This is a genomic window from Roseovarius tolerans (assembly GCF_028885395.1).
Classification (GTDB): Bacteria; Pseudomonadota; Alphaproteobacteria; order Rhodobacterales; family Rhodobacteraceae; genus Roseovarius; species Roseovarius tolerans.
This window is the reverse complement of sequence record NZ_CP118494.1, coordinates 1117798-1143041: the sequence shown is the minus strand read 5'-3', so window position 1 is coordinate 1143041 and position 25244 is coordinate 1117798. Positions and strand designations below refer to the sequence as shown.

General features: G+C 65.1%; 24 protein-coding genes. 14 read left to right on the top strand and 10 right to left on the bottom strand.

All coding sequences use genetic code 11. The features are described from left to right. Window positions 1-46: 46 nt before the first annotated feature. Window positions 47-2212, top strand: coding sequence for a response regulator (locus PVU19_RS05605; protein WP_050661017.1), 2166 nt, complete (start codon window positions 47-49; stop codon window positions 2210-2212). Here PVU19_RS05605 and yaaA read toward each other — a convergent pair. The 3 genes from yaaA to PVU19_RS05590 form a co-directional block, all read right to left on the bottom strand. Continuing rightward, window positions 2200-2961 carry a peroxide stress protein YaaA gene (gene yaaA, locus PVU19_RS05600; protein WP_050661016.1) on the bottom strand — a complete coding sequence of 254 codons (762 nt, stop codon included), beginning with the start codon at window positions 2959-2961 and terminating at the stop codon, window positions 2200-2202. The genes PVU19_RS05605 and yaaA overlap by 13 nt on opposite strands. A 35-nt stretch (window positions 2962-2996) precedes the next feature. Further along, on the bottom strand, window positions 2997-5033 hold the full coding sequence (gene recQ, locus PVU19_RS05595) for a DNA helicase RecQ (protein WP_050661015.1): 2037 nt from the start codon (window positions 5031-5033) through the stop codon (window positions 2997-2999). Between the two features lie 77 nt (window positions 5034-5110). Next, window positions 5111-5398, bottom strand: coding sequence for a YggT family protein (locus PVU19_RS05590; protein WP_050661014.1), 288 nt, complete (start codon window positions 5396-5398; stop codon window positions 5111-5113). Between the two features lie 131 nt (window positions 5399-5529). Here PVU19_RS05590 and PVU19_RS05585 point away from each other — a divergent pair, with 131 nt between their 5' ends. The 7 genes from PVU19_RS05585 (at window position 5530) to PVU19_RS05555 (ending at window position 11945) form a co-directional block, all read left to right on the top strand. Further along, window positions 5530-6078: an acyl-CoA thioesterase gene (locus PVU19_RS05585; RefSeq protein ID WP_050661013.1), complete on the top strand. Its 549-nt coding sequence runs from the start codon at window positions 5530-5532 to the stop codon at window positions 6076-6078. 55 nt (window positions 6079-6133) lie between these two features. After that, entirely contained in the window at window positions 6134-7516 is a 1383-nt protein-coding gene (locus PVU19_RS05580; RefSeq protein ID WP_050661012.1) for an MFS transporter, read from the top strand. After that, window positions 7498-8418 carry a penicillin-insensitive murein endopeptidase gene (mepA, locus tag PVU19_RS05575; protein ID WP_050661011.1) on the top strand — a complete coding sequence of 307 codons (921 nt, stop codon included), beginning with the start codon at window positions 7498-7500 and terminating at the stop codon, window positions 8416-8418. Before PVU19_RS05580 ends, mepA begins: the two co-directional genes overlap by 19 nt. 310 nt (window positions 8419-8728) lie before the next feature. Next, entirely contained in the window at window positions 8729-9151 is a 423-nt protein-coding gene (gene arfB, locus PVU19_RS05570; protein WP_050661010.1) for an alternative ribosome rescue aminoacyl-tRNA hydrolase ArfB, read from the top strand. Window positions 9152-9215: 64 nt separating this feature from the next. Further along, complete coding sequence (locus PVU19_RS05565; RefSeq protein ID WP_050661009.1) at window positions 9216-9473, top strand: type II toxin-antitoxin system ParD family antitoxin; 258 nt, start codon at window positions 9216-9218, stop codon at window positions 9471-9473. Further along, window positions 9470-9778: a type II toxin-antitoxin system RelE/ParE family toxin gene (locus tag PVU19_RS05560; protein ID WP_050661008.1), complete on the top strand. Its 309-nt coding sequence runs from the start codon at window positions 9470-9472 to the stop codon at window positions 9776-9778. Before PVU19_RS05565 ends, PVU19_RS05560 begins: the two co-directional genes overlap by 4 nt. 139 nt (window positions 9779-9917) lie before the next feature. After that, window positions 9918-11945 (top strand): NADPH-dependent 2,4-dienoyl-CoA reductase, encoded by a 2028-nt coding sequence (locus PVU19_RS05555; RefSeq protein ID WP_050661007.1) that lies wholly within the window; start codon window positions 9918-9920, stop codon window positions 11943-11945. Window positions 11946-11951: 6 nt separating this feature from the next. On the opposite strand, the gene PVU19_RS05550 is transcribed toward PVU19_RS05555, so the two are convergent. Continuing rightward, window positions 11952-12395 (bottom strand): DUF4399 domain-containing protein, encoded by a 444-nt coding sequence (locus tag PVU19_RS05550; RefSeq protein WP_050661006.1) that lies wholly within the window; start codon window positions 12393-12395, stop codon window positions 11952-11954. A gap of 192 nt (window positions 12396-12587) precedes the next feature. On the opposite strand from PVU19_RS05550, the gene PVU19_RS05545 reads away from it, so the two are divergent. Next, window positions 12588-13493 (top strand): LysR family transcriptional regulator, encoded by a 906-nt coding sequence (locus tag PVU19_RS05545; RefSeq protein WP_050661005.1) that lies wholly within the window; start codon window positions 12588-12590, stop codon window positions 13491-13493. 181 nt (window positions 13494-13674) lie between these two features. Then, entirely contained in the window at window positions 13675-14214 is a 540-nt protein-coding gene (locus tag PVU19_RS05540) for an NADPH-dependent FMN reductase (RefSeq protein WP_050661004.1), read from the top strand. 313 nt (window positions 14215-14527) lie between these two features. Here the strand turns inward: PVU19_RS05540 and PVU19_RS05535 are convergent, their stop codons facing one another. Then, a complete protein-coding gene (locus tag PVU19_RS05535) occupies window positions 14528-16171 on the bottom strand; it encodes an ABC transporter substrate-binding protein (protein WP_050661003.1) in 1644 nt (547 codons plus the stop codon). Window positions 16172-16436: 265 nt separating this feature from the next. Between PVU19_RS05535 and aroC the strand changes: the two genes are divergently transcribed. Next, window positions 16437-17540, top strand: coding sequence for a chorismate synthase (gene aroC, locus PVU19_RS05530; protein ID WP_050661151.1), 1104 nt, complete (start codon window positions 16437-16439; stop codon window positions 17538-17540). A 53-nt stretch (window positions 17541-17593) separates the two neighbouring features. On the opposite strand, the gene PVU19_RS05525 is transcribed toward aroC, so the two are convergent. From PVU19_RS05525 to PVU19_RS05515, 3 genes are all read right to left on the bottom strand, one after another. Beyond that, the gene (locus PVU19_RS05525; protein ID WP_050661150.1) at window positions 17594-18463 is read right to left on the bottom strand and encodes a DMT family transporter; all 870 of its coding nucleotides are present in this window, start codon (window positions 18461-18463) and stop codon (window positions 17594-17596) included. A gap of 144 nt (window positions 18464-18607) precedes the next feature. After that, the gene (locus PVU19_RS05520; protein WP_050661002.1) at window positions 18608-18895 is read right to left on the bottom strand and encodes an HU family DNA-binding protein; all 288 of its coding nucleotides are present in this window, start codon (window positions 18893-18895) and stop codon (window positions 18608-18610) included. A gap of 131 nt (window positions 18896-19026) precedes the next feature. Further along, window positions 19027-20511 carry an AMP nucleosidase gene (locus PVU19_RS05515; protein ID WP_050661001.1) on the bottom strand — a complete coding sequence of 495 codons (1485 nt, stop codon included), beginning with the start codon at window positions 20509-20511 and terminating at the stop codon, window positions 19027-19029. 84 nt (window positions 20512-20595) lie between these two features. Between PVU19_RS05515 and PVU19_RS05510 the strand changes: the two genes are divergently transcribed. Together PVU19_RS05510 and PVU19_RS05505 are read left to right on the top strand one after the other, a co-directional pair. Beyond that, on the top strand, window positions 20596-21039 hold the full coding sequence (locus PVU19_RS05510) for a VOC family protein (RefSeq protein ID WP_050661000.1): 444 nt from the start codon (window positions 20596-20598) through the stop codon (window positions 21037-21039). Then, window positions 21036-21791: a class II aldolase and adducin N-terminal domain-containing protein gene (locus PVU19_RS05505; protein WP_050660999.1), complete on the top strand. Its 756-nt coding sequence runs from the start codon at window positions 21036-21038 to the stop codon at window positions 21789-21791. The genes PVU19_RS05510 and PVU19_RS05505 overlap by 4 nt, the downstream gene beginning before the upstream one ends. 235 nt (window positions 21792-22026) lie before the next feature. Here the strand turns inward: PVU19_RS05505 and PVU19_RS05500 are convergent, their stop codons facing one another. Further along, entirely contained in the window at window positions 22027-22503 is a 477-nt protein-coding gene (locus PVU19_RS05500; RefSeq protein ID WP_050660998.1) for a transglycosylase SLT domain-containing protein, read from the bottom strand. 116 nt (window positions 22504-22619) lie between these two features. Between PVU19_RS05500 and PVU19_RS05495 the strand changes: the two genes are divergently transcribed. Beyond that, entirely contained in the window at window positions 22620-23474 is an 855-nt protein-coding gene (locus PVU19_RS05495) for an SDR family oxidoreductase (protein WP_050660997.1), read from the top strand. A 105-nt stretch (window positions 23475-23579) separates the two neighbouring features. Here PVU19_RS05495 and groL read toward each other — a convergent pair whose 3' ends face one another. Further along, a complete protein-coding gene (gene groL / locus PVU19_RS05490) occupies window positions 23580-25223 on the bottom strand; it encodes a chaperonin GroEL (RefSeq protein WP_050660996.1) in 1644 nt (547 codons plus the stop codon). Window positions 25224-25244 lie beyond the last annotated feature (21 nt).

Genomic DNA, 25244 nt, shown 5'->3' with positions numbered 1-25244 from the left:
TGCCGGATTGTGACCCGATCACATTCCGGCACGGCGGAGGACGGGCATGAGCCTTGCCAACAAGCTGGCAGAGGAGCGGCGCGCCCGTCTGGCCGCCGAACGTCTGCTGGAACAGAAACAGGCGGAACTGCACGCCGCCAACCGCAAACTGGGCAAGCATGCGCGCGCCCTCTCGCACGAGATACACGAGACCCGCGCCGAGGTGCAGACCGTCCGCGACGAAAACCTGCGCGTCAAATCGGACCTGAGCGAAGCGCATCAAAAGGTCGAGATCGCGGAACGCCGCCTCTGGCATTCGATCGCCACCATTCAGGACGGCTTTGCGTTCTTCGATGCCGACAGCCAGATGATCGCGGCCAATCACGCCTATCTCGCGGTTTTCGACGGGCTCGAGGCGGTGCAGCCCGGCATCAGCTATGTCGAAATCCTGCAATTCATCACCGAAGAGGGGATCGTCAACATCGGCGCACACGCCCCGCATATCTGGCGCGAACACATGCTCGACCGCTGGCAACAGGCCACGCCCGAGCCCGAGGTGATCCGCCTGTGGAACGGCCACTATATCAAGCTGATTGATCAGCGCGGCCCCGATGGCGATGTGGTCAGCCTTGCGCTCAACATCACCGACACGATCCGCTACGAGACGGAACTGAAAGAGGCCCGCCGCCGCGCCGAGACCGCCAATCGCGCCAAATCCACCTTCCTCGCCAACATGAGCCATGAGATCCGCACCCCGATGAACGGCGTCGTCGGCATGGCCGACCTGCTGATGGACAGCGACCTGACCGAGGAACAACGCCTCTATGCCTCAACCATCAAGCATTCCGGCGAGGCGCTTCTGGTGATCATCAACGACGTGCTGGATTACTCCAAGATCGAGGCCGAGAAACTCGTCCTCCACACGGCCCCGTTCGATCTCGAACGCTGCATCCACGAACTTGTGACGCTGATGCAGGCCAATGCACGAGACAAGGGGCTCGATCTGCTGGTCGATTACGACCTGTTCCTGCCGACGCGCTTCATCGGCGATACGGGCCGCATCCGGCAGATCCTGACCAACCTTCTGGGCAATGCCATCAAGTTCACCGAGACCGGCCATGTGCTGATCCGCGTGACCGGCGTGCCGCCCGCCGCAGACGAGGCGGCGATGATAAATGTCAGCATCGAGGATACCGGCATCGGCATCCCGCCCGACAAGGTCGATCACATCTTCGGCGAATTCAATCAGGTCGAGGATGACCGCAACCGCAAGTTCGAGGGCACCGGCCTCGGCCTCGCGATCTCGCAAAAGCTGATCAGGATGATGCAGGGCGATATCTGGGTCGAGTCGACCCCCGGAGAGGGGTCGAGTTTCGGCATCTCCCTCACCCTGCCGCTCGCCGCCCCCGAGGACGCGGCCGACCCGGTCCTGCCGCGATCAGCCGCGCGCGCCCTGATCGTCGAGCCGCAGGCGGCAAGCCGGGACATTCTGGAACGCCAACTCGCCGCGCTCGGGCTCGACGTGGTCAGTTGCGCCAGCGGGGCCGAGGCGCTGACGCTGGCCTGCCCCGAGATCGACATCGTGCTTTGCGATCACAACATGGCCGGGATGGACGGGCTTGAATTGGCCGAGGCACTGCGCGCGGCGGGCCATACCATACCGATTGCCCTGCTCAGCCAGAACACCGGCTATGCCGAGCAAGACCCCGGGCGCGCCCATGTGCAGGTGGTTCTGCAAAAACCGGCACCCCGCCGCGTCCTGATCGACACGCTCGCCGTCTTGCTGCCGTCCGACCAGACCATGCCCAAAGCCGCCCGCACCATGCGGGTGCTTGCGGCAGAGGACAACAAGACCAACCGGCTGGTCTTCTCCAAGATGCTCACCAGCCTCGACATAGAACTGCAATTCGCCGAGAACGGGCGCGAGGCGGTGGAGTTGTTCCACAGCTTCCGGCCCGACGTGATCTTCATGGACATCTCCATGCCCGAGATGGACGGCAAGGAAGCCACCCGCACCATCCGCGAGGCCGAAGACCCCGGCGCGCATGTGCCCATCGTCGCGATGACCGCCCACGCAATGCAGGGCGACGAGGCCGACATTCTCGCCGCCGGGCTGGATCACTACCTGACCAAGCCGCTGCGCAAGGCCGATATCATCGCCCGGATCACCGCCGCCTGCCCGCCCGACGCCCGCGCGCCACAGCCAGCACCCACAACGGCTCAGGCCGGGTAGTCGCGCAAAAACACCATGCTGTCGCCCTCCGACATCTCGGGATTGTAGCGATAGCCGCCGGTGTCGAAGTCTTTGAGCGCGTCCGGGTCGGTCAGCCGGTGCTGGATCACGAACCGCGCCATCGCCCCGCGCGCCTTCTTGGCGTAAAAGCTGACGATCTTGGGCGTGCCCGCCTTTTCTTCCATGAAGACCGGCGTGATCACCCGCAGATCGAGCGCCGCGCGGTCCACCGCCCCGAAATATTCCTGGCTCGCACAGTTGATCAGCGTGTCGGTGCCGATCTCGCGCGCCTGTGCGTTCAGCGCCCTGGAAATCCGGTCGCCCCAATAGTCATAGAGCGTGCGGCCCCGGTCCGTCGCCAGCCGACTGCCCATTTCCAGCCGGTAGGGCTCGATCGCATCAAGCGGGCGCAAGAGGCCGTAAAGCCCCGACAGGATGCGGAAATGATCCTGCGCCCAGTCCATCTCGTCCGCATCGAGCGATCCCGCCTCCAGCCCCTGGTAGGTGTCGCCTGCAAAGGCAAGTGCTGCGGGCTTTTCCTCCATCGTGCCGAACTCGGCAAAGCGGTCGGCATTGAGCCGGGCAAGGTTCTCGCTGATCTTCATCAGCTTTTGCAGATCCCCCACATCGAGGCCGCGCGCCACCTGCGCCAGATCCTCCGCCTCGGCGCGAAACGCAGGCCGCGTCGGCGTGACGCCTTCGACCGGGTTCATATCCATCTTCTTGGCGGGCGAGACGACAACCAGCATGCGCAAAATTCCTCTGTGACAGCGTTGCGGCAGACTTAGTCCGCCATGCGCAGAACGTCCAGAAAGGCCGGGCCGAAACGTTCGGCATATTTCTCGCCGATCAGCCGGGCAAGCGCATCGCTGTCGCGCGGCCGCTGGCTCGCCACCCGCGCCAGCAGCGAGGCCGAACAACTCAACGGCTTGTCGATGCCCTCGGGCCCGCGCGAGAGCCGCGCCTGCGCCTCGATCAACTGGTCATAGACCTCGCCCGCCGCGCGGCCCGCCAGCTTGCGTCGCGTGGGGTGAACCTCCTCCACGGCACCGTTGATCACCTCCAGAAAGTCCGCGCCATAGCGGTCCAGCTTGGTCGCCCCCACGCCGCCGACACGCGCCATCGCATCCAGATTGGCGGGCCGCGTCTCGGCCATCTCGATGAGCGTGCGGTCATTGAACACGATATAGGCAGGCACCCCCGCCGCCTCGGCCAGCGCGCGCCGCTTGGCCTTGAGCGCCGACAGAAGCGGCGCGTCCTCCTCCGACACCAGCGCCCGGGCGGCGGGGCGCGCCGTGCGCTGCGCCACCTCGCGGCGCAGACGGATCGGGGCTTCGGCGCGCAGGATCGGGCGCGCGGCCTCGGTCATCACCAAGGCACCATGCCGTTCGGGATCGGGGCGCACCAGATCATGCCCCATCATCTGCCGGAACACGCCCTGCCAGCCGCGCTTGTCCATGTCGCGGCCCACGCCAAACGTGGGCAGGGTGTCATGGCCGCGTGCGCGCACCTTGTCGGTCGCGTTGCCCAACAGGATGTCGATCAGATGCCCCGCGCCAAACCGTTCCTCGGTGCGCAGGATCGCCGACAGCGCCTTTTGCACCGCCTCGGTGCCGTCGAAGGTCTCGGGCGGCGTCTCGCACAGATCGCAATTCCCGCACCGCTCCGCCGCCTCGCCGAAATAGCCGAGCAGCGTCGCCCGGCGGCAGTCCAGCGCCTCGGCCAGCCCCAACAGCGCGTTCAATCGCCCGTGATCCGCCATACGCCGTTCCGGCGGGGCCAGCCCCTCGTCGATCTGGGCACGGCGCAGGCGGATATCGTCGGGACCAAACAGCGTCAGCGTCTCGGCAGGCGCGCCATCGCGACCCGCGCGGCCGATCTCCTGATAATAGGCCTCGATGCTCTTGGGCAGGTCGGCATGGGCGACCCAGCGGATATCGGGCTTGTCCACCCCCATCCCAAACGCCACCGTCGCCACCACGATCAGCCCGTCTTCGCTGTTGAACCGATGCTCCACATGGCGGCGCGCATCGGCCTCCATCCCACCGTGATAGGCGCAGGCATTGTGCCCGGCCTGTGACAGCGCCTGCGCCAAACTCTCGGTCCTGGCGCGGGTGCCGCAATAGACGATGCCCGACTGCCCTTTGCGCGCCCCGGCAAAACCCATGATCTGCTGGCGCGGCCCGTCCTTGGCGGCAAAAGTCAGGTGGATATTGGGCCGGTCGAACCCGTGCAGAAAGATCTGCGGTGGCTGCCCGTCAAAGAGCTTGGCCACGATCTCGTCGCGCGTCTCGGCATCGGCTGTGGCGGTGAACGCCGCGAGCGGCACATTGAGCGCGCGCCTGAGTTCCCCGATGCGCAGGTAATCGGGGCGGAAATCATGGCCCCATTGGCTCACGCAATGCGCCTCGTCCACGGCAATCAGGCTGACACCGATGCGCCGCAGCATCCCCAGCGCCGCCCCCGAGGCCAGCCGCTCTGGCGCCATGTAAAGCAGCTTGAGCCGCCCTTCCTCCAGCGCCGCCCAGACCTCTGCCGTTTCCTCTTCGGTATTGCCCGAGGTCAGCGCCCCCGCCTCGACCCCCGCCGCGCGCAAGCCCCGCACCTGATCACGCATCAACGCAATCAGCGGCGAGATGACCACCGTCACCCCGTCCCGCATCAGCGCAGGCAGTTGGAAACACAGGGATTTACCGCCCCCCGTGGGCATGATCGCAAGGGTGTTGCACCCGGTGGCGACGGTGTGCACGATCTCTTCCTGTCCGGGCCGAAACGCATCGAACCCGAAGACATCGCGCAAAAGCGTGGCAGCGCTCGGCATGGCAGTCCTGTAAGATTTTATATATCTGCTCTTACAGTCAGTGTTTCACACCAAGATTCGGTGAACAAGACCCCGGATCAGTAAAACGCTGCCGCATTGTTGATCAGGATGATCCGCAGCGCATAGACCGCCACCAGCACCACTAGGGGGGCCAGGTCGATGCCCGACATCGGCGGCAGGAATTGGCGCACCCGCGAATAGATCGGCTCCAGCAGGCGGTTGAGCCCGTACCAGATCTGCGCCACGAATTGCTGTTGCAGGTTCAGCACCTGGAAATTGATCAGCCAGGACATGATCACATGCGCAAGGATGAAGAACCACACGATATCGAGCAGCAGCATCAGGATCTGGAAAAGCGATTGCATGGGCAGTGGTCCTTTGGGTCTGAAACGCCTTCCCACCTAAGCAAGCCCGCCCCCGAGCGCAAGCCTGACGCGCGGTCGCAGTTGACTGCCATGCCCGAGGGTGGCAGGCGCGGGCCAAAGGAGACCCGCCCATGTATCCCGTCCTGCGCCTTGTCTGGCAACTCTACAAACATCGCAAATCCCCCGCCCTGCCGGTAACGGGGCTGCACGTGTCGCAGCATTATTGCCTGCCCTGGGATATCGACCTCTGGATGGAACTGAACAACGGGCGCACGCTCACGCTCTATGATCTGGGGCGGATTCCGCTGGCCGGTCGCGTCGGGCTGATCAAGGTGCTGCGCCGCAAGCGGTGGGGCCTGACCATCGCAGGCGCAAGCGTGCGCTATCGCCGCCGCATCCGCATGTTCGAACGCATCGAGATGCGCTCGCGGCTGGTCTGCTGGGACGAGAAATTCCTCTATCTCGAACAATCCATGTGGACGCCCGATGGCCAATGCGCCAACCACATCCTCTACCGCGCGGCGGTGACCGGCAAGGGCGGGATCGTGCCCCCCGCAACCGTCGAGGCCGAACTCGGGCACGACGCCGCCCAGCCACCGCACCCCGACTGGGTCCGCGCCTGGATCGAGGCCGATGCCACCCGCCCCTGGCCCCCGATGCAAGACCCCGCGCAGGAATAGCTTGCACCCACGCGCCTGCCGCGCTCATATCCCCAAAAGGGTGAGCGAGGCAGGTATGACGGGTATTTCCAAACGCAAACGCATCTGGGGCTGGTTCTTTTTCGACTGGGCCAGCCAGCCCTATCACACCCTGCTGATCACCTTCATCTTCGGCCCCTATTTCGCCTCCGTCGCCTCCGATCACTTCATGTCCACCGGGCTGAGCGAAGGCGTGGCCGACGCCCGCGCACAGACGCTCTGGTCCACCGGCCTGACCATCAGCGGGCTTATCATCGGCCTCGGCGCGCCGATCATGGGGGCCTTCGCCGACACCACCGGGCGGCGTCTGCCCTGGATCATCGTGTTCTCAGCGATGTACGTGACCGGCGCGGCGGCGATCTGGGGCGTGACGCCGGACGGGGCCAACCTGTGGTTCGGGCTCATCGCCTTCGGCATCGGCTTCATCGGCGCGGAATACGCGCTCATCTTCATCAACTCGCAACTGCCCTCGCTCGGCACCCAGGACGAGGTCGGCGCGATCTCGGGCTCGGGCTTTGCCTTCGGCTATGTCGCCGGGGTGGTCTCGCTGCTGATCATGCTGGCACTTTTCGTCGAACAGCCCAGCGGCAAGACCCTGATCGGCCTTGACCCGGCCTTCGGACTTGACGCCGCCACGCGTGAGGGCACGCGCTTCGTCGGGCCCTTCACCGCGGTCTGGTTCGCCGTGTTCATGATCCCCTATTTCCTCTGGGTCCGCGACACCGGCCCTGCGGGCACGGGGCGCGGCATCGGCGATGCGCTCGGGCTGCTGGTCAAGACGGTCAAAGGCCTGCGCCACCGCCTCAGCCTCAGCACCTATCTCGGCTCCTCGATGTTCTACCGCGACGCGCTCAACGGGCTTTATGGCTTCGGCGGGACCTATGCGATTCTCGTGCTCAACTGGTCGATCACCTCGGTCGGCATCTTCGGCATCATTGGCGCGATTTCCGCCGCACTTTTCAGCTGGGTCGGCGGCAGGCTCGACGCGCGCTTCGGCCCCAAACCGGTCATCGTCGCGGCGATCTGGGGCCTGATCGCGGTCTGCGTCATCGTCGTCGGCATGGATCGCAGCCAGATCTTCGGCATCCCGCTGGCCCCCGGCTCCACACTGCCCGATGCGATCTTCTTCGGCTGCGGCGTGCTGATCGGCGGTCTCGGTGGCACCCTTCAGGCCGCCAGCCGCACCCTCATGGTGCGCCATACCGACCCCGCGACCCCGACCGAAAACTTCGGCCTCTACGGCCTCTCGGGGCGGGCCACGGCATTTCTCGCCCCGGCGCTGATCGGCCTCGTGACCTCGCTCTCGGGCAGCGCACGGATCGGCATTTCACCGGTAATTTTCCTTTTCCTGATCGGCCTTGTGCTGCTACGCTGGGTCAAGGCGGAAGGGGACAGCGAACAATGGGCCGGATCGTCATAACAGCAGCACTTTGTCTGGGCCTCGCGGCCTGCACACAACCCGAGCCGGAGGCGCAGGCCCCCGGCATCGTCTCCAGCCAGAGCATCCCGGCCGCAATGCAGGGCGTGCAGGCCAAACAGCTTTTCGGCGCACAGGGACAAGGCTCCGAACACGCCCCCGCCGCCTATGGCAGCTACGCCAATGGCTGCATCGCGGGGGCCGTGGCCCTGCCTGAAACCGGGCCCACATGGCAGGCCATGCGCCTCAGCCGCAACCGCAACTGGGGCCACCCCGAGACCATCGACCTGCTGCAAGACCTCTCGCGCAAGGCCGCAGCGCAGCCGGGCTGGAACGGCATCTACGTCGGCGATATCAGCCAGCCGCGCGGCGGCCCGATGCTGTCGGGGCATCGCAGCCACCAGATGGGGCTCGACGCCGATATCTGGCTGCGCCCCGCCGACAACCTCACCCTCGACCGCACCGCGCGCGAAAACATCTCGTCGATTTCCATGCGCCGGGCCAATGGCGCCTATATCAACGGCAACTGGACCCGCGCGCATCACGAGATCGTCAAGGCCGCCGCGCAAGACCCGCGCACCGCGCGCATCTTCATCTTTCCCGGGGCCAAGACCCAGATGTGCAAAGAGGAAACCGGCGACCGCGCATGGCTGCGCAAGGTCCGGCCGTGGTGGGGGCATCACTACCATTTCCACGTCCGGCTGAATTGCCCCGACAATGCGAAGGGCTGCGTGGAACAGGCCGCGCCACCCCCCGGCGACGGCTGCGCCGAGGCCGAGCAGTGGGTGCGCAACATCCTCAACCCGCCGCCGCCCGACCCGGACGCACCACCGCCCAAACCCCGCCGCGAGCTGACGATGGAAGATCTTCCACGCCAATGCGTGGCCGTGTTGCAAGATCAATAAATCAGCATCCTGCGTCGCTTTTTTCGCCTACCACATGATTTTGTTTTGACAACTACGAAATTTATGTCAGGCTTGGGTCAGGTTCAACAATGCGAAAGGAGGTGGTCCAGTGTCTATAGAGGTATTGGAGCGAGGTGTCGGAACAGTTCGGGAGGCCGCCGTCTAGGGCAGCCCCGAGGCGAAAGCCGCCCGGATTGGTGCGCCTAACCGGCCCACCTCCGTAGCTTCTAGAGGGCCGTTCCCAGCCGGGGCGGCCCTTTTGAATTGCCACGCTTGTCATCGACCAACACGTCATCAACGGGACCGCCCCATGCTGAGGATCACCTATCAGATCGCCATCGAGGATTGGGAACTGACCGAGCAGTTCATCCGCGCCTCCGGCCCCGGCGGGCAGAACGTCAACAAGGTGGCGAGCGCGGTCGAGTTGCGCTTCGAGGCCGAGCGCTCGCCCAACCTGCCCGGCCCGGTCAAGGCCCGGCTCAAACGGCTCGCGGGCCGCCGCTGGACCAAGGAAGGCGCACTCGTCCTGCAATGCGACGAGACCCGCAGCCAGACCCGCAACCGCGACATCGTGCGCGACCGCCTGGCAGAATTGATCCGGCAGGCCCTGGTCAAACCCAAACGCCGCATCCCGACGCGCCCCACGCTGGGGGCCAAGAAACGCCGCCTCAAGGCCAAGAAGGTGCGCGGCGAGGTCAAGGCATTACGCGGCCGCGTGGACGGCGACGACTGACGCCGCCAGCGCCAATTGATCCGGATACCAATAATTGGTATACAGCGATCAAAGGAGCCTCCCCATGCCCCGCAACACCTCGGTCGTGCTCAGCGACCACTTCAACGACTTCATCGCCCGCGCCGTCGAAAGCGGCCGCTACGCCTCGACCAGCGACGTCCTGCGCGCGGGGCTGCGGATGCTGGAGCGTCAGGAGGCGGAACTGGAGTTCGACCGCCTGAAAGCCACCCTTGAGGAGGCCGACCGGCAAGCGGCGAACGGCGAAACCCTGGATGTCGATCTGGAAAGCTTCCTTGCCGCCAAGCGTAAAACCTCAGCGTGACGGAATTTCGGCTGACACGCACAGCGGTGGCCGACCTCGATGATATCTGGGATCATTCAAAGGTAACATGGGGCGAACAGCGGGCGGAAAGCTATGTCACGGAGATATTCGCCTGTTTCTCGCGCGCGGCCGCCGCTCCGGAAACAGGGCGCGACCGGTCCGTCTTCGTGCCGGGTGCGCGGTCACTGCCGGTCGGTCGACATCTTGTCTTCTACCGCATGGTCGGACCGGACGTCGTGATCTTGCGCGTGGTGCATGAGCGGCGCAACTGGGCGGCCCTCAGTTTCGCATACGATCAGGACTGACAAACACCCGCCCCGGCTTCTTCTTGGCCAAAATACTCAAACTCCGGGACGCAGCCCCGCCTCCCCCCGTAACGCAGCGTTCACGCGTGACAATCGAGCCCACCTGCGGCATCACTTGGATAAGCCAAGGGAGAGAGCCATGACCGATTATCCGCACCTTCTTGCCCCCCTCGATCTGGGCCATGTCACGCTCAAGAACCGCGTGCTCATGGGCTCCATGCATACCGGGCTGGAGGAGACGCGGGACTGGAACCGGGTGGCCGAATTCTACGCCGCCCGCGCGCGCGGCGGCGTCGGCCTCATGGTCACCGGCGGCATGGCCCCCAACCGCGAAGGCGGCGTCTTCCCCGGCGCGGCGGGTCTCTTCACCCCCGAGGATATCGCCAATCACCGTATCGTCACCGACCGGGTGCACGACGCGGGCGGGCTTATCGCCATGCAGATCCTGCACGCGGGCCGCTACGCCTATGGCAAGGAATGCGTCGCACCCTCCCCCGTCAAGTCGCCGATCTCGCCTTTTACCCCCACCGAACTCGACGAGGACGGCATCGAGAAACAGATCGCCGATATCGTCACCGCGGCAGAACGCGCCCGCGAGGCCGGCTATGACGGGGTCGAGATCATGGGGTCCGAGGGCTATTTCCTCAACCAGTTCCTCGTCACCCACACCAACAAGCGCACGGATCGCTGGGGCGGCTCCTACGAGAACCGGATGCGCCTGCCGCTCGAGGTCGTGCGCCGCACCCGCGAGGCCACAGGCCCCTATTTCATCCTGATCTACCGCTTGTCGATGATCGACCTCATCCCCGAGGGCAGCACCCATGATGAGGTGGTGCAACTCGCCCAGGCGGTCGAGGCGGCGGGGGCCACGATCCTCAACACCGGCATCGGCTGGCACGAGGCGCGCGTGCCCACCATCGCCACCTCCGTCCCGCGCGCGGGCTGGGCCTGGGTCACGCAGAAACTGATGGGCAAGGTCGGCATCCCCGTCATCACCTCGAACCGGATCAACACGCCGCAGGTCGGCGAAGACCTGATCGCGCAGGGCGCGGCCGACATGGTCTCGATGGCCCGCCCCTTCCTTGCCGATGCCGATTTCGTCAACAAGGCCGCAGCGGGCCGCGCGCAGACCATCGCCCCCTGCATCGCCTGCAATCAGGCCTGTCTCGATCACACCTTCTCGGGCAAGCTCACCTCCTGCCTCGTCAATCCGCGCGCCTGCCACGAGACCGAACTGACCATCGCGCCCGCCGACACACCAAAACGCATCGCCGTTGTCGGTGCCGGGCCTGCGGGCCTCGCGGCGGCGATCACGGCAGCAGAGCGCGGGCACAAGGTGACGCTTTTCGACCGCGCGGCAGAGCTTGGCGGCCAGCTCAACATGGCCCGCGTCATCCCCGGCAAGGAGGAATTCCACGGCCTCGTCGACTGGTTCGAGGTGATGGTCGAGGAAACCGGCGTCGAGGTCAGGCTGGGCGTTGAGGCGGGGCCGAATGACCTCGCAAGCTTCGACGAGGTGATCATCGCCACCGGGGTCATCCCGCGCGACCCGGGCATCGACGGGCAGGACGGCCCCAACGTGCTCAGCTATATCGACGTGCTGCGCGGCAAGGCAAACGTGGGCAAGCGCGTCGCCGTGGTCGGCGCGGGCGGCATCGGCTTTGACGTGTCCGAATTCCTCGTCCATGAGGGCGAGAGCCCGACCGAGAACCTGTCGCTCTGGCGCGAGGAATGGGGCGTGGGCGATCCTGCAGAGGTGCGCGGCGGGCTGGCCGCCACCGGCCCGCAGCCCGAACCGCCCGCCCGCGCCGTGACGCTGTTGCAGCGCAAGGCGGAACGCCCCGGCAAGCGGCTGGGCAAGACCACCGGCTGGATTCACCGCGCCGCGCTTCGGATGAAGGGCGTCGAGATGCTGAGCGGCGTCAATTACGAGCGTATCGACGCACACGGCCTGCACATCAGCTTTGGCGAGGCGCGCGAGACCCCCAAACTCATCGAGGCCGACACCATCGTGCTCTGCGCCGGACAGCTGAGCGAGCGCAGCTTGGCCTCCGCACTCGAGGCCACGGGCGTCACCTGCCACGTGATCGGCGGCGCGGATGTGGCCGCCGAGCTTGACGCGAAACGCGCGATTGATCAGGGCACGCGGCTGGCTGCCACGCTCTGAGGCGGGTTATTCCACGGTGATCGTGATCACCTCGGACGTCACCGGCGGATCGTGCGGCACATGGTTCATGTCGCCCAGAACCAGTTGCAGCGTGTGCGGACCGGGCTCCAGATCAAGGCTCACCTGCGTCTGACCGCCGCCGAAATGAATATGATTGTCGTCGGCGGGCAGGCTGGTGTTCAACTCCTCGGCCCCCTCCGGCCCCTCGCCGAGCGGCGGGCGGTCGACCAGCACATGGTGATGGCCGGTATTCTCCTTCTCGGTGCCCGCGGGCGCCACGCCCATGCCCTTGAGGCCAAAGACCACAGTGACCGGGGCGCTGACGCTATCGCCGTCCGAGAGATTGACAAAGTAGACCTCTGCCCCCTCGGGCGCGGGCGTGTCCCCGGCGAACGCGGGCGCGGCGACCGCCAGAAGAGCAGCGGTGACGAGTGTTGCAATGCGTGTCATGGTTCATCCTCCTGTCCAGATACTAGCATAGGTAGCGCGGCGACGCAGTGTTTCGACGCTCACGGGTCGGTGTTTCTGCGTTTCCCAGGCGGGAACGATAAAGGGAATATCAAGATATTGTCGGGCAAGCGCCCCAGTTGTGCCTGATTTCTTGGGCAGAACAGAGCCTGACACGCAAGAAGAGGTATCAGTATGGATCGCCTGACGGAAATGGAGGCCTTCGCCACGGTAGTGGACCAGGGAGGGTTCACCGACGCCGCGCGCAAGATGGGCATTTCGAAATCCGCCGTATCCAAGCATGTTTCGTCCCTTGAGGCCCGCTTGGGGGCCCGGCTGCTCAACCGCACGACACGCCGCGTCAGCCCAACCGAGATCGGTCTGGCCTATTACGACCGGGCGCTGCGGGTTCTCAATGACGCGGGCGAGGCCGATGCGCTGGTCAGTTCGATGCAGTCCGACCCTTCCGGCCTCTTGCGGATCTCGGTCGCCACCGATTTCGGGGTCAATCATCTCAGTCCGATTCTGGGGTCTTTCCTAGATGAATTCCCCGATATCACCGTCAACATGGTGCTCAACAACCGCTATGTGGAGCTGATTTCCGAAGGCTTCGACATGGCCATTCGCATCGGCGAACTTGAAGACAGCACGCTGCGCGCCCGCAAGCTCACCGAGACCACCAAGCGGATGATCGCCAGCCCCGCCTATTTCCAGAAATACGGACGCCCCCAGAAGATCGACGAGTTGAACGAGCACAAGCTGCTGCATTACTCCAGCCAGGCGGGCAACGCGGTCTGGAAGCTGACCGCCCCCTCGGGCGAAAAGCGGCAGGTGCGTACGGCGGGCGGTCTCAGCGTCAATGACGGGCAATCGCTGCTCAACGCCGCGATTTCCGGCCTCGGGATCGCCTATCTGCCCTCCTTCCTCTATGCACAGGCGATGGCCGACGGGCTGATCGAGGATGCGATGCCCGACCTGCCGGTCGAGATGCAGGGCATCTACGCGGTCTACCCGCCGGGCCGGTTCACCCAGCCCAAGGTCCGCGCCTTCATTGATTTCCTGGTCCACCAATTCGCCGAAAAAGGCCCTGTGGACTGGTAACAACGTCACCCTCGCCACGCCTATGGCAGATTTGATCCGGCCCGCGCCCGCGCGGGCCGGTTTCGTTTTTCCGGGCCCCTGAGGGATCGCACATCCGCTGTGCAGGCACCGGCAGTTGCCAAACGCCGGAACCCGACCCAGTTTGTGGCATAACATCGGTTCATTTCAGAAAGGTCGATACATGACACATCCCACACTCCTGCTTCTCTCCGGTTCGCTGCGCAAAGGCTCTTACAACCGGATGCTTCTGGCCCAGGCCGCAGAGGCCTTCGGCCCGGCCAACGTGATCGAGGGCGATCTCGACCTCCCGCTCTACAACGGCGATCTCGAAGAGGCCGAGGGCGTGCCCGAGAAGGTCAAGACCCTCGCGGCGCAGATCAAGGACGCGGATGCGGTGGTGGTCGGCTCGCCAGAATACAACAAGGGCATCACCGGGGTGCTCAAGAACGGGCTCGACTGGATCAGCCGTCTGCCGGGATGGCCGCTCAAGGACAAACCCACGGTGGTCGTCTCGGCCTCAGCCGGGCGCACCGGGGGTGAGACGGCGCAATTCATGACGCTGTCGTGCCTCACCCAGCATCAGGCCCGGCTCATCCCCGGCACCGCCGTCCTGATCGCAGGCGCGATGAACGCCTTTGATGACGACGGACGCCTCAAGGACGAGACCTCGCAAAAACTTCTGACCGAGCGGATGGAAGGACTGCGGGCAGAACTCGGATAGGCATGTGAGTAAGGGCGCGAATGGCCGGGATCTGCCGTTGCCGCGTCCCGCGCGAAATGCACCGAAGGTGCTGCGCGATCGCCGGGCCGTCCCGCGGCCTGGCGATATGATAGGGCGCGCTGCGTGTTGAGTTCAGAATGACTTGGCTGGGTTAAAGTGCCCGCCACGACCGTCGCATCGCCAGTCCCCGGCCCTGCGACCGCGCGGCACCTTCTGGCAGGGGGCTATGTCCGCTCCAAACCCACCCAACACGCCCCAAACACAAACGGGCCGCCCAATCCAAGGCGGCCCGTCTTTTCCGAGGGAACCCCGATCAGGCGTCGAGCCAGACCTTCTCGTAATGCATCTCGCGGAACTGATGCGCGCTCACATTCTTCACCTTGTCGGTGTGATGCAGCGCCTGATTGCGCCAGAACGGCTGAATGATCGCCCCGCTGTCCTGCAGCATGGTCTGAAGCTTGGCCGAATAGTCCCGCCGCTCATCGGCATCGAACACGCCCAATGCCTCATCCAGAAGCGCATCGAACTCCGGGTTCGAATGCCCGCTCTCGTTCCATGCCTCGCCCGAACGATAGGCCAGCGCCAGCACCTGCACCCCCAGAGGACGCGGACCCCAGTTGGTGGTCGAGAACGGATATTTCGTCCAGTCGTTCCAGAACGTGTTGCCCGGCATCACCGTGCGCTTGACCTTGAAACCCGCCTGCCGCAGCTGCGCGCCGATGGCATCCGTGGTGGTGGTCCGCCAGTCACCGTCGATCGAGATGATGTCGATCTCGGTCTCGGCATGGCCCGCCGCTGTGGCCATTTCCATGGCCTTTGCCGGATCGGGCGCGATTTTCGGCAGTTCGGCATATTCCGGGTGGAACGGCGCGACGTGGTGGTTTTCGGCCGGGATGCCTTCGTTGTTGATCGAGATCGCCAGCAGCACCTCGTTGTCACAGGCGAGCTGAATGGCGTTGCGCAGTTCCTTGCTGTCATAGGGCGGGGTGTCGGCGCGCATCCGCGCGACGATGGTATTGGCGGTGGGCTTGGAGGATTTGACCAGCCCGAGCGCATCATAGGCCTCGATGAAATCGGCGGTCGATTCGTCGTTGATGTCGATCTCATCGCCGTCAAAGGCCGCCACGATCGAGGCATTATCCGTGCCGAAATCGAGGAAGCGGACACCGTCGAGATAGACATCGCCGCCCCACCACTTGCCGTCCTCGCGGCGCTTGACCTCGGCCATGGTGCCGATCTCGATGGAAACCAGCTCGAACGGGCCGGTGCCGATGGGCGATTGTGCCAGATCGCTGTCATCGCCATGGCTGCGATGCACGCAGAGTGCGGGATAATCCGACATGCCCGCGATCAGCGTGATATCAGGACGCGGCAGGTTCAGCTGCACGGTGAAATCATCGACCTTCTCAATCGCGCCCTCGATCGCCTTGTTGGTGTCGGGGTCGATCAGCGTGCCCATGCGCGCGGCCATCGAATTGCCCTCGACCGCCTTGTCGCACCAGCGGTTGAGGTTGTGAATGATGTCATCGGCGTTGAATTCATCGCCGTTGGTCCAGACAGCACCCTGCCGCACCTTGAGCGTGTAGGTCTTGGCGTCATCGCTGACCTCCCAGCCCTCCAGAAGCATCGGCTGAAAGCTGAAATCCGACGCCCAGCGCACCATCGGCTCGCAGAACTGACGGCTGATATTGCCCGGCTCGGTCCAGGCAAACTTGCGCGGATCGGTGATCTCGAGCACGCGGCTCGCTACGCGCAGCACGCCGCCCTTCTTGCCGTCCTGCGCCTGCGCTTGGGTCGGCACGGCCAGGCCCAGGAGGCCATAGGCGGCAGCGGATGAGGCTCCGAAGGTCGAGGCGAGCGCGATGAATTCGCGGCGGTCCATCTTGCCGGCCTTGGTGTCCTCGGCCAGTTTGCGCACGATCGGGCGCACGTTCTCTTCGGGAAGTGAGTGGGTCATGGTGTTCCTCCGTGTTGGCCTTTGGCCGGGGCGACCGGTGTCGTTTTCCGACAGGTCCGGTGCCAGTGTTAGCAGGGATTACCCCCTGCGCCAGTGTTTTTTCAGGGTCGGACAGATGTCGTTTTTGCACCTTTTCGCGTCCGGTCCGAGGCCAGAGAGTATAGCGATTCCCCCGCCCATATCGCCTGTTTGCGACAAATGCCCGCCAAAATGGCTTGAGGCGGGCGCAGGCCACGGCTAGATGAGCGACAAAGGAGCCACGCGCATGAGCCTCAACACCTTCGGTCATCTTTTTCGGTTCACCACATGGGGCGAGAGCCACGGGCCCGCCCTTGGGGCCACGGTCGACGGCTGCCCGCCGGGCGTGCCGCTCGACGAGGGCGCGCTGCAGCACTGGCTCGACAAGCGCCGCCCCGGCCAGAACAAGAACACCACGCAGCGCCAAGAGGCCGACGCGGTACGCATCCTCTCGGGCGTCTACGAGGGCCAAACCACCGGCACGCCGATCCAGCTGATGATCGAGAACACTGACCAGCGCTCGCGAGATTACGGCGACATCGCCCGCACCTTCCGCCCCGGCCATGCCGATATCACCTACCACCTAAAATACGGGCATCGCGATCCGCGCGGCGGCGGGCGCTCCTCGGCCCGCGAGACGGCGGCGCGGGTGGCCGCAGGTGGCGTCGCGCGCGCGGCCCTGGCAGCCCTCGTTCCGGGGCTCGAGGTCAAGGGCTACATGGTCGCCATGGGCGAGATGCAACTCGACCGCGCCCGTTTCGATTGGGACGCCATCGACGGCAATGATTTCTGGCTGCCCGATGCCAGCGCCGCGCCCGAGTGGGAGGCCTACCTGCAAGCCCTGCGCAAGAACCACGATTCGGTGGGCGCGGTGATCGAGGTGGTGGCGCGCGGCGTGCCCGCCGGCCTCGGCGCGCCGGTCTATGGCAAGCTCGACACCGATCTGGCCTCGGCGATGATGTCGATCAACGCGGTCAAGGGCGTCGAGATCGGCGAGGGCATGGCCGCCGCCACCCTCACCGGCAGCGCCAATGCCGATGAGATTTTCATGGGCGAGACCGGCCCCGAATTCGCCTCGAATCACGCAGGCGGCATCCTCGGCGGCATCTCCACCGGGCAAGAGGTGGTGGTGCGCTTCGCCGTCAAGCCGACCTCCTCGATCCTCACGCCGCGCCGCTCGATCACCATGGGCGGCGACCCCATCGAGGTCGTCACCAAGGGCCGCCACGACCCGTGCGTCGGTATCCGCGCGGTACCGGTGGGCGAGGCGATGATGGCCTGCGTGCTGCTCGATCACCTGCTCCTGCATCGCGGACAGGTGGGCGATGGGCCGCGCGGCACCATCGGCTGACGCCGTTTTCTTGAAATGAAAACGATCCGGAATTTTTGAAAGATTCCGGTCGCTCAGACCCGGCGCTGCCGCGACAGCTGCACCGCCAGAATGCCGCCCATGATCACCGCCACCCCGATCAGGTCCTGCGGGCCAAGCCGCTCGCTCAGGACAAGGGCCGCGATCGCCACCCCGAGGAACGGGTTCAGAAAGTGAAACGTCGCGGCCTTGGTCGCCCCGATCCGGTTGACCAGCCAGAACCAGACCAGCGTCGCCGCCAGCCCCGGCACCAGCGTGGTATAAGCAAAGGCGGCGATCAACTGCCACGACCATGTGACCTCGATGGTCTCCATCGCCGCCGCCCCCACCGCGAGCCCCGCGCTGCCCACCAGCATCTGCAAGCCGACGATCATCAGGAAATTGCCACCTGACGTGGCCCCGCGCACCGCCAGCGTGGCAAAGGTCAGCGCGATCACACCCGCAACGCACAGCCCGAGACCGTAGAGGTCCACACCGCCCTGCAATCTTGCGCCCATGATGATCGCCACACCGATCACGCCTGCGACAAGGCCCAGCATCCCCATCCAGCCGATCCGCTCGCGAAAGATCAGCCAGCCCGCCAGCCCGACCATGAGCGGCATGGTCGAGGCGATGATCGCCGCAAGCCCCGCTTCGATGGTCTGCATGGCGACGAAGTTGAGCCCCAGATAGAGCGTGTTCTGGCACAGCCCGAAAATCACCGTGGCCCGCCATTGCCCGCGCGTCAGCTGCCAGCTTTGCCCTAGGGCACGGGCGATCAGCACCCCGAGAAGGCCGGAAATGAAGAACCGCAGGCTGAGCGCCGTCAGCGGCGGCGCCGAGGCCACGATGATCCGCGCCGAGGTGAAGGCCGAGGACCACATCACCGCAAAGGCCAGCCCCATCAGTATCGCGCGAATATCCATGCCCTGCCCCGTGCCATATGCCGCCGCGACCATTGTGGATTTCCCGGACAGGCGCAACCCGGCATCACCGGGCCTCACCGTGCCCCGGATACGCGAAAGGGCCGCCCGATGGGCGACCCTTTGCAAAAAACTCGAAAGAGCGGATCAGCCGTTGACGCTGTCCTTGAGCGCCTTGGCGATGGTCATCTTCACCACCTTGTCGGCCTCTTTCTTCATCTGCTCGCCGGTGGCGGGGTTGCGCACCATGCGCTCGGGGCGCTCGCGGCAGTAGATCTTGCCGACGCCCGGCAGGGTCACGGCACCGCCGCCGGACACTTCCTTGGTGATCACGTTGACCACGGCGTCTAGGGCCGCGCTTGCGGATTTCTTGTCACTGCCCATTTCCTCGGCCAGAGCGGCGACGAGCTGGGTTTTGGTCATTGGTTTTGCCATTTCTTGGTCTCCTTCAACTGCCCGTCTCTTGGGCCTCATGGGCGTGATTTAACGCTATGATGTGGCTAAACACAACGCCTAGTGGCCAAAAGCAAGCGTTTTCGGCGGATTTTGTGCGGATTTCTGTCGGTTCACAGGAATGCCGTCTCTTCAAAGCTACGCAATTTGCGACTGTGGATGCGAGAGAGCGGCATCTGGCGCAGTGATTCCATCGCGCGAATCCCGATCATCAGGTGCCGTGAGACCTGCGATTTGTAGAAATCCGAGGCCATGCCGGGCAGTTTCAACTCGCCCTGAAGGGGTTTGTCGGAAACGCAAAGCAACGTGCCATAGGGCACCCGGAAGCGAAATCCGTTGGCCGCGATCGTGGCACTTTCCATGTCGAGCGCGATGGCGCGCGACTGGCTCAGGCGCTGCACCGGGCCGGACTGGTCGCGCAACTCCCAGTTGCGATTGTCGACGCTCGCCACGGTGCCCGTGCGCATCACCCGCTTGAGGTCGAACCCGTCAAGCTGGGTCTCCTCCGCCACCGCCTCCTGCAACGCGATCTGGATTTCCGCCAGCGCCGGAATAGGCACCCAGGCGGGCAGATCGGCATCGAGCACGCGATCCTCGCGCAAATAGGCATGCGCCAGCACGAAGTCGCCCAGCGATTGCGAATTGCGCAGCCCCGCGCAATGCCCGACCATCACCCAGGCATGCGGGCGCAGCACCGCGATGTGATCGGTCGCTGTCTTGGCATTCGACGGGCCCACCCCGATATTGACCAGCGTGATCCCCGACCCGTCGGCGCGCTTGAGGTGATAGGTCGGCATCTGCGGCAGCCGGGCTGGCATCGGCAGGGCTGCATCGGGCGTGGTGATCTCGGCATTGCCGGTGCTGACAAAGGCGGTGTAGCCGCTTGTCTCATCGGCCAGCATCCGGCGCGCGAACCCCTCGAATTCCGAGACGTAGAACTGGTAGTTGGTGAACAGCACGTAATTCTGGAAATGCTCCGGGTCGGTCGCGGTGTAATGCGCCAGCCGCGCCAATGAGTAATCCACCCGTTGCGCGGTGAACGGCGCCAGCGGTGCAATGCCATCCGCCCCCCGCTCCCATGTGCCGTTGACGATATCGTCATTGGTGGTCGCCAGGTCCGGCACGTCGAAATAATCGCGCAAGGTGAACTCCGCCGCGCCTTCCTGTGGCACGGTCAGGGCGGCGTCATTGGCCACCGCGAAATGCACCGGCATCGGCGTGTCCGAAACGCCGATCGAGACCGGCACGCCGTGGTTCTCCATCAGCAATTCGATCTGCTGTTCCAGATAGGCGCGAAAGAGATCGGGCCGAGAGATCGTCGCACCATAGGTGCCGGGATAGGAGACATGGCCGAAACTCAACCGGCTGTCGATCTTGGCATAGGTGGTCGTGGTCAGGCGAATCTCGGGGTAAAACGCCCGCACCCGCCGCGCCGGGACATCACCCTTGAGGGCGCGCGCGAAAGCGTCGCACAAATGCCGCGTCGCGCCGTCGTAAAGCAGGCAAAGCCGATCCACCGCCGCGCGGGCATCGGTGAACGCCTCAGTCCCCGGCAGGTCGGGCGGAAGGATCGGGTCGGTCGGGTCGTTGGGGCTCATGCGCGCGTCCTGTGCTCGGTCAGAGGGCACACGTTGACACGGGCCAAGCGCACGATCAAGCTGCGAGGCAAAGCGAGGTGTACCATGGATCTTGAGACCGTCACCCCAGAGGATTTCGGGGCCAGCCTGCGCGGCTTTGGTCTCAACATCCTCGTGCGCGACGTGCCCGCGCAGGCGGCATTCCTTGCGGAGGTCTTCGGCGCGGTGCCGCACCGCGTCAGCGGCGATTTCGCGATCATCGCCTATCATGGCCACCTGATCCAGCTGCATGCCGATCACACCTATGGCAGCCATCCGCTGCTTGGCCTTGTGCCCGAGACCCCGCCGCGCGGCGCGGGCGCGTCATTGCACATGTTCGACAGCGACCCCGACATCGCCGCCGCCCGCGCCGAAGATGCGGGCGGGATGATCCTGCAAGCCCCCACCAACAAGCCGCACGGGCTGCGCGAATGCTGCATTCTGTGCGAAAACGGCTATGCCTGGGTGGCCTCGCGGCCCCTCACCGATAATGAAAGGACAGCGACATGAGCGTGACCAGCCTGAAACCCAACATAGAGCATTGGCAGGAGCGGGTCGATCTTGCCGCCGCCTTCCGCTGGACCGCGCGGCTGAACATGCACGAGGCGGTGGCCAATCATTTCAGCCTCTCGATCAACGAGGATGGCACGCGCTTTCTGATGAACCCCAACCAGATGCATTTCGCCCGCATCCGGGCGAGCGACCTGATCGTGGTCGATGCCAACGACCCCGAGACGCTGGAGGGGCCGGACGCCCCCGACCCCACCGCATGGGGGCTGCATGGCGGGCTGCACCGGCACTGCGCCCATGCGCGCTGTGCGATGCATGTGCATTCGACCCATGCCACCGTTCTGGCGAGCCTCGCCGACAGCCGCCTGCCGCCCATCGACCAGAACGGCGCGATGTTCTATGGCCGCCACGTCGTCGATGAGGGCTATGGCGGGCTTGCCTTCGAGGATGAGGGCGAACGCTGCGCGCGGCTCTTCCACGACCCGAAACAGAAGGTCATGATCATGGGCAATCACGGCGTGATGGTGATCGGCGACACCGTCGCCGACACGTTCAACCGGCTTTATTATTTTGAGCGCGCGGCGGAGAATTACATCCGCGCGCTTCAGACCGGGCGGTCCCTGCGGGTGCTGTCGCACGAGGTCGCGGCCAAGACCGCCGAGGAAATCGAGAGCTACCCCGAACAGGCCGACCGGCACCTGTCGGAGATCAAGGCCCTGCTCGACGCCGAAGGCTCGGACTACGCGAGTTGAGGCAGGGAGGGAGATGGGCTGTTTCAGCCGCTGACGCGAGCCGCGCATCGACGGGCCGCGGTGCGGCGATCCAACGCTCGTTCGGCAGAACTTTATCTCTGCCAAGTCAGAAAAACATCCACGCGTTGCGCAGGTTGCTGCCATATCGCCGTGCCGTCGGGGCGGCCCGGCGATGCGCGGCGGTCTTCGACCGCGTATCGCGCGGGTGCTTTGATCCAACGACCGCTCAAGCCCCTCAAGACCGCAACCCGGTCTCGACCAGCAGCCCCTTGCGCTTGGCCTCGTAATAATAGCCCCGCGCATACCAGCCGATCGCGGCATCCGGATCGCCGCCCGCCACCAGATAGGCCCCGCGCAGATACTTCACCCCGTATTTCAGGTTGGTCTCGGCATCGAGCAATGTCTCGGGCGGGCCGCGATGGCCCATCGTGCGCGCGGTCTGCGGAAGGATCTGCAACAACCCGTAATACGGCCCGTTCCGCGCGCCCGGACGATGCGTGCTCTCGCGGATCGCCAGCCGGTGCACCAGGCTGCGCGGCACCTCGTAGTGATCGGCATAGCGATTGATCAGACGGCGCAACTCCGGCGTCTCGTTGGGATAGAGCGGCGGATCATGGGGCGCGCTGCGTGTCGAGACCGACGGCGTCGAACAGGCGGCAAGCGGCAGGCTGGCCAGAAGACCGAGCACAAGGCGGCGCGTGGGATGGGGCATTGCGGCTCCGACATGACTTTGCGCCAGAATGCCCGCCCGCGTCGCCCCGCGCCAGCGACATGATCACCACCGGCGAAACCTTGCCATTCCACCCGCCCCGCGCCATGTAAGGGCGCATGAGCAAGGTTCTTTTCTCCTTCGGCCACGGCTATAGCGCCCGCGCCCTCGCCGCCCGGCTCCTGCCTCAGGGCTGGCGCATCTACGGCACCACCCGCGACGCAGGCAAAGCCCGCGCCCTGCGCGCCGAGGGCGTCATCCCGCTCCTCTGGGGCACCGATGACCTCACCCCCGCCCTGCATGAGGCGACCCACCTGCTCAGTTCCGTAGCCCCGACCGAGGACGGCGACCCGGTGCTCGCCCGCCACCGCGCCGAGATCGCCACCCTCGCGCCGCGCCTCACCTGGGCTGGATACCTCTCGACCACCGGGGTCTACGGCGACCATCAGGGCGGCTGGGTGGATGAAGACACCCCCCTCACCCCCTCCACCAAGCGCGGGCGCCTGCGCGTCGCCGCCGAGACCGAATGGCAGGCGATCCGCGGCCTGCCCCTGCACATCTTTCGCCTCGCGGGGATCTACGGCCCCGGGCGCGGCCCGTTCGAGAAGGTGCGCCAAGGCACCGCGCGGCGTATCATCAAGCCGGGTCAGGTCTTCAGCCGCATCCATGTCGACGATATCGCGCAGGTGCTCGAGGCCTCGATCATGGCCCCCCGCCCCGGCACCGCCTACAACCTCTGCGATGACGACCCCGCCCCGCCGCAGGACGTGATCGCCCATGCCGCCGAATTGCTGGGCGTGGCCGTGCCCGACGCCATCCCCTTCGACGAGGCGGAGATGAGCCCGATGGCCCGCTCCTTCTACGCCGAATCGAAACGCGTCTCGAACCGGCGCATCAAGGACGATCTCGGTGTGCGCCTCATTCACCCCGACTACCGCAGCGGGCTGCGCGCGCTTCTGGTGCAAGAGGGCTGACGCTCCCCTTCATCTTGCCGAAAATACTCAACACTCCGGCCCCCCAACGAGAAAGGGCCGCGCAGCGCGCGACCCTTTCCTTGGCTCCAAAGGCCGGGGGATGATTTACATCATGCCGCCCATGCCGCCCATGTCGGGCATGCCGCCGCCGCCACCGGCGCCTTCTTTTTGCGGCTTGTCGGCCACCATCGCCTCGGTGGTGATCAGGAGGCCGGCAATCGAGGCAGCATCCTCGAGCGCGGTCCGGACAACCTTGGCCGGGTCGATCACGCCGAACTTGAACATGTCGCCATATTCATCGGTCTGCGCGTTGTAGCCGAACTTGAGGTCTTCGCTCTCGCGGATCTTGCCCGCAACAACCGACCCGTCGACACCGGCATTCTCGGCGATCTGGCGCAGCGGCGCTTCGAGCGCGCGACGCACGATCATGATGCCCGCGTTCTGGTCACTGTTCTCGCCGGTCAGACCTTCGAGCGACTTGGCACCCTGCACAAGGCTGACACCGCCGCCGACGACGATCCCTTCCTGCACGGCAGCGCGGGTGGCGTTCAGCGCGTCATCGACGCGGTCCTTGCGCTCTTTCACCTCGGTTTCGGTCATGCCGCCAACGCGGATCACGGCCACACCACCAGCGAGCTTGGCCACACGTTCCTGCAGCTTCTCGCGGTCGTAATCCGAGGTGGTGTCCTCGATCTGCTGACGGATCTGCGCGACGCGTGCCTCGATTTCCGCCTTCTCGCCATGGCCGTCCACGATGGTGGTTTCGTCCTTGGTGATGTTGACGGTCTTGGCGCTGCCCAGCATGTCCATGGTCACCGACTCGAGCTTCATGCCGAGATCTTCCGAGATCACCTGGCCACCGGTCAGGATCGCGATGTCCTGCAGCATGGCCTTGCGACGATCGCCAAAGCCCGGTGCCTTGACAGCCGCGATCTTGAGGCCGCCGCGCAGCTTGTTGACCACGAGGGTCGCAAGCGCTTCGCCTTCGACGTCTTCCGCGATGATCAGCAGCGGCTTCTGGCTCTGGATCACCTGCTCGAGCAGCGGCACCATCGGCTGGAGGCTCGACAGTTTCTTCTCGTGCAGCAGGATCAGGCAGTCATCCAGCTCCGCGATCATCTTGTCGGAGTTGGTCACGAAATAGGGGCTGAGGTAGCCACGGTCGAACTGCATGCCCTCGACCACGTCGGTCTCGGTCTCGAGGCCCTTGTTCTCTTCGACGGTGATGACACCCTCGTTGCCGACCTTCTGCATCGCATCCGCGATCTGACGGCCGATTTCGGCTTCGCCATTGGCGGAAATGGTGCCGACCTGCGCAACTTCGTCGGAGTTTTCGACCTTGCGGGCCGCGGCCTTGATGTGCTCGACGACCTTGGTGGTCGCGAGATCGATACCGCGCTTGAGATCCATCGGGTTCATGCCCGCGGACACGGCCTTGACGCCCTCTTTCACGATGGCTTGCGCCAGCACGGTCGCGGTGGTGGTGCCGTCGCCGGCCTCGTCATTGGTGCGGCTGGCGACTTCTTTCACCATCTGCGCGCCCATGTTCTCGAACTTGTCTTCCAGTTCGATTTCCTTGGCGACAGAGACACCGTCCTTGGTGATGCGCGGCGAGCCAAAGCTCTTTTCCAGCACCACGTTGCGGCCCTTGGGGCCGAGCGTAACCTTGACCGCATCGGCCAGGGTGTTGACGCCCTTCAGCATGCGGTTGCGGGCGTCGGTGTTAAAACGTACGTCTTTTGCAGACATGTTCAGATGCTCCTGATTTCT

Excerpts from the sequence above, each read along its gene's own strand:
- PVU19_RS05515 (WP_050661001.1), bottom strand. The coding sequence starts at position 20,511 with ATGAGCCCCAACGACCCGACCGACCCGATCCTTCCGCCCGACCTGCCG.
- aroC (WP_050661151.1), top strand. The coding sequence starts at position 16,437 with ATGAGCCTCAACACCTTCGGTCATCTTTTTCGGTTCACCACATGGGGC.
- PVU19_RS05590 (WP_050661014.1), bottom strand. The coding sequence starts at position 5,398 with ATGCAATCGCTTTTCCAGATCCTGATGCTGCTGCTCGATATCGTGTGG.
- PVU19_RS05550 (WP_050661006.1), bottom strand. The coding sequence starts at position 12,395 with ATGACACGCATTGCAACACTCGTCACCGCTGCTCTTCTGGCGGTCGCC.
- mepA (WP_050661011.1), top strand. The coding sequence starts at position 7,498 with ATGGGCCGGATCGTCATAACAGCAGCACTTTGTCTGGGCCTCGCGGCC.
- PVU19_RS05525 (WP_050661150.1), bottom strand. The coding sequence starts at position 18,463 with ATGGATATTCGCGCGATACTGATGGGGCTGGCCTTTGCGGTGATGTGG.
- PVU19_RS05565 (WP_050661009.1), top strand. The coding sequence starts at position 9,216 with ATGCCCCGCAACACCTCGGTCGTGCTCAGCGACCACTTCAACGACTTC.
- PVU19_RS05545 (WP_050661005.1), top strand. The coding sequence starts at position 12,588 with ATGGATCGCCTGACGGAAATGGAGGCCTTCGCCACGGTAGTGGACCAG.
- recQ (WP_050661015.1), bottom strand. The coding sequence starts at position 5,033 with ATGCCGAGCGCTGCCACGCTTTTGCGCGATGTCTTCGGGTTCGATGCG.
- PVU19_RS05580 (WP_050661012.1), top strand. The coding sequence starts at position 6,134 with ATGACGGGTATTTCCAAACGCAAACGCATCTGGGGCTGGTTCTTTTTC.
- PVU19_RS05520 (WP_050661002.1), bottom strand. The coding sequence starts at position 18,895 with ATGGCAAAACCAATGACCAAAACCCAGCTCGTCGCCGCTCTGGCCGAG.
- PVU19_RS05505 (WP_050660999.1), top strand. The coding sequence starts at position 21,036 with ATGAGCGTGACCAGCCTGAAACCCAACATAGAGCATTGGCAGGAGCGG.
- yaaA (WP_050661016.1), bottom strand. The coding sequence starts at position 2,961 with ATGCTGGTTGTCGTCTCGCCCGCCAAGAAGATGGATATGAACCCGGTC.
- groL (WP_050660996.1), bottom strand. The coding sequence starts at position 25,223 with ATGTCTGCAAAAGACGTACGTTTTAACACCGACGCCCGCAACCGCATG.
- PVU19_RS05605 (WP_050661017.1), top strand. The coding sequence starts at position 47 with ATGAGCCTTGCCAACAAGCTGGCAGAGGAGCGGCGCGCCCGTCTGGCC.
- PVU19_RS05500 (WP_050660998.1), bottom strand. The coding sequence starts at position 22,503 with ATGCCCCATCCCACGCGCCGCCTTGTGCTCGGTCTTCTGGCCAGCCTG.
- PVU19_RS05555 (WP_050661007.1), top strand. The coding sequence starts at position 9,918 with ATGACCGATTATCCGCACCTTCTTGCCCCCCTCGATCTGGGCCATGTC.
- PVU19_RS05495 (WP_050660997.1), top strand. The coding sequence starts at position 22,620 with ATGAGCAAGGTTCTTTTCTCCTTCGGCCACGGCTATAGCGCCCGCGCC.
- PVU19_RS05535 (WP_050661003.1), bottom strand. The coding sequence starts at position 16,171 with ATGACCCACTCACTTCCCGAAGAGAACGTGCGCCCGATCGTGCGCAAA.
- arfB (WP_050661010.1), top strand. The coding sequence starts at position 8,729 with ATGCTGAGGATCACCTATCAGATCGCCATCGAGGATTGGGAACTGACC.
- PVU19_RS05585 (WP_050661013.1), top strand. The coding sequence starts at position 5,530 with ATGTATCCCGTCCTGCGCCTTGTCTGGCAACTCTACAAACATCGCAAA.
- PVU19_RS05510 (WP_050661000.1), top strand. The coding sequence starts at position 20,596 with ATGGATCTTGAGACCGTCACCCCAGAGGATTTCGGGGCCAGCCTGCGC.
- PVU19_RS05540 (WP_050661004.1), top strand. The coding sequence starts at position 13,675 with ATGACACATCCCACACTCCTGCTTCTCTCCGGTTCGCTGCGCAAAGGC.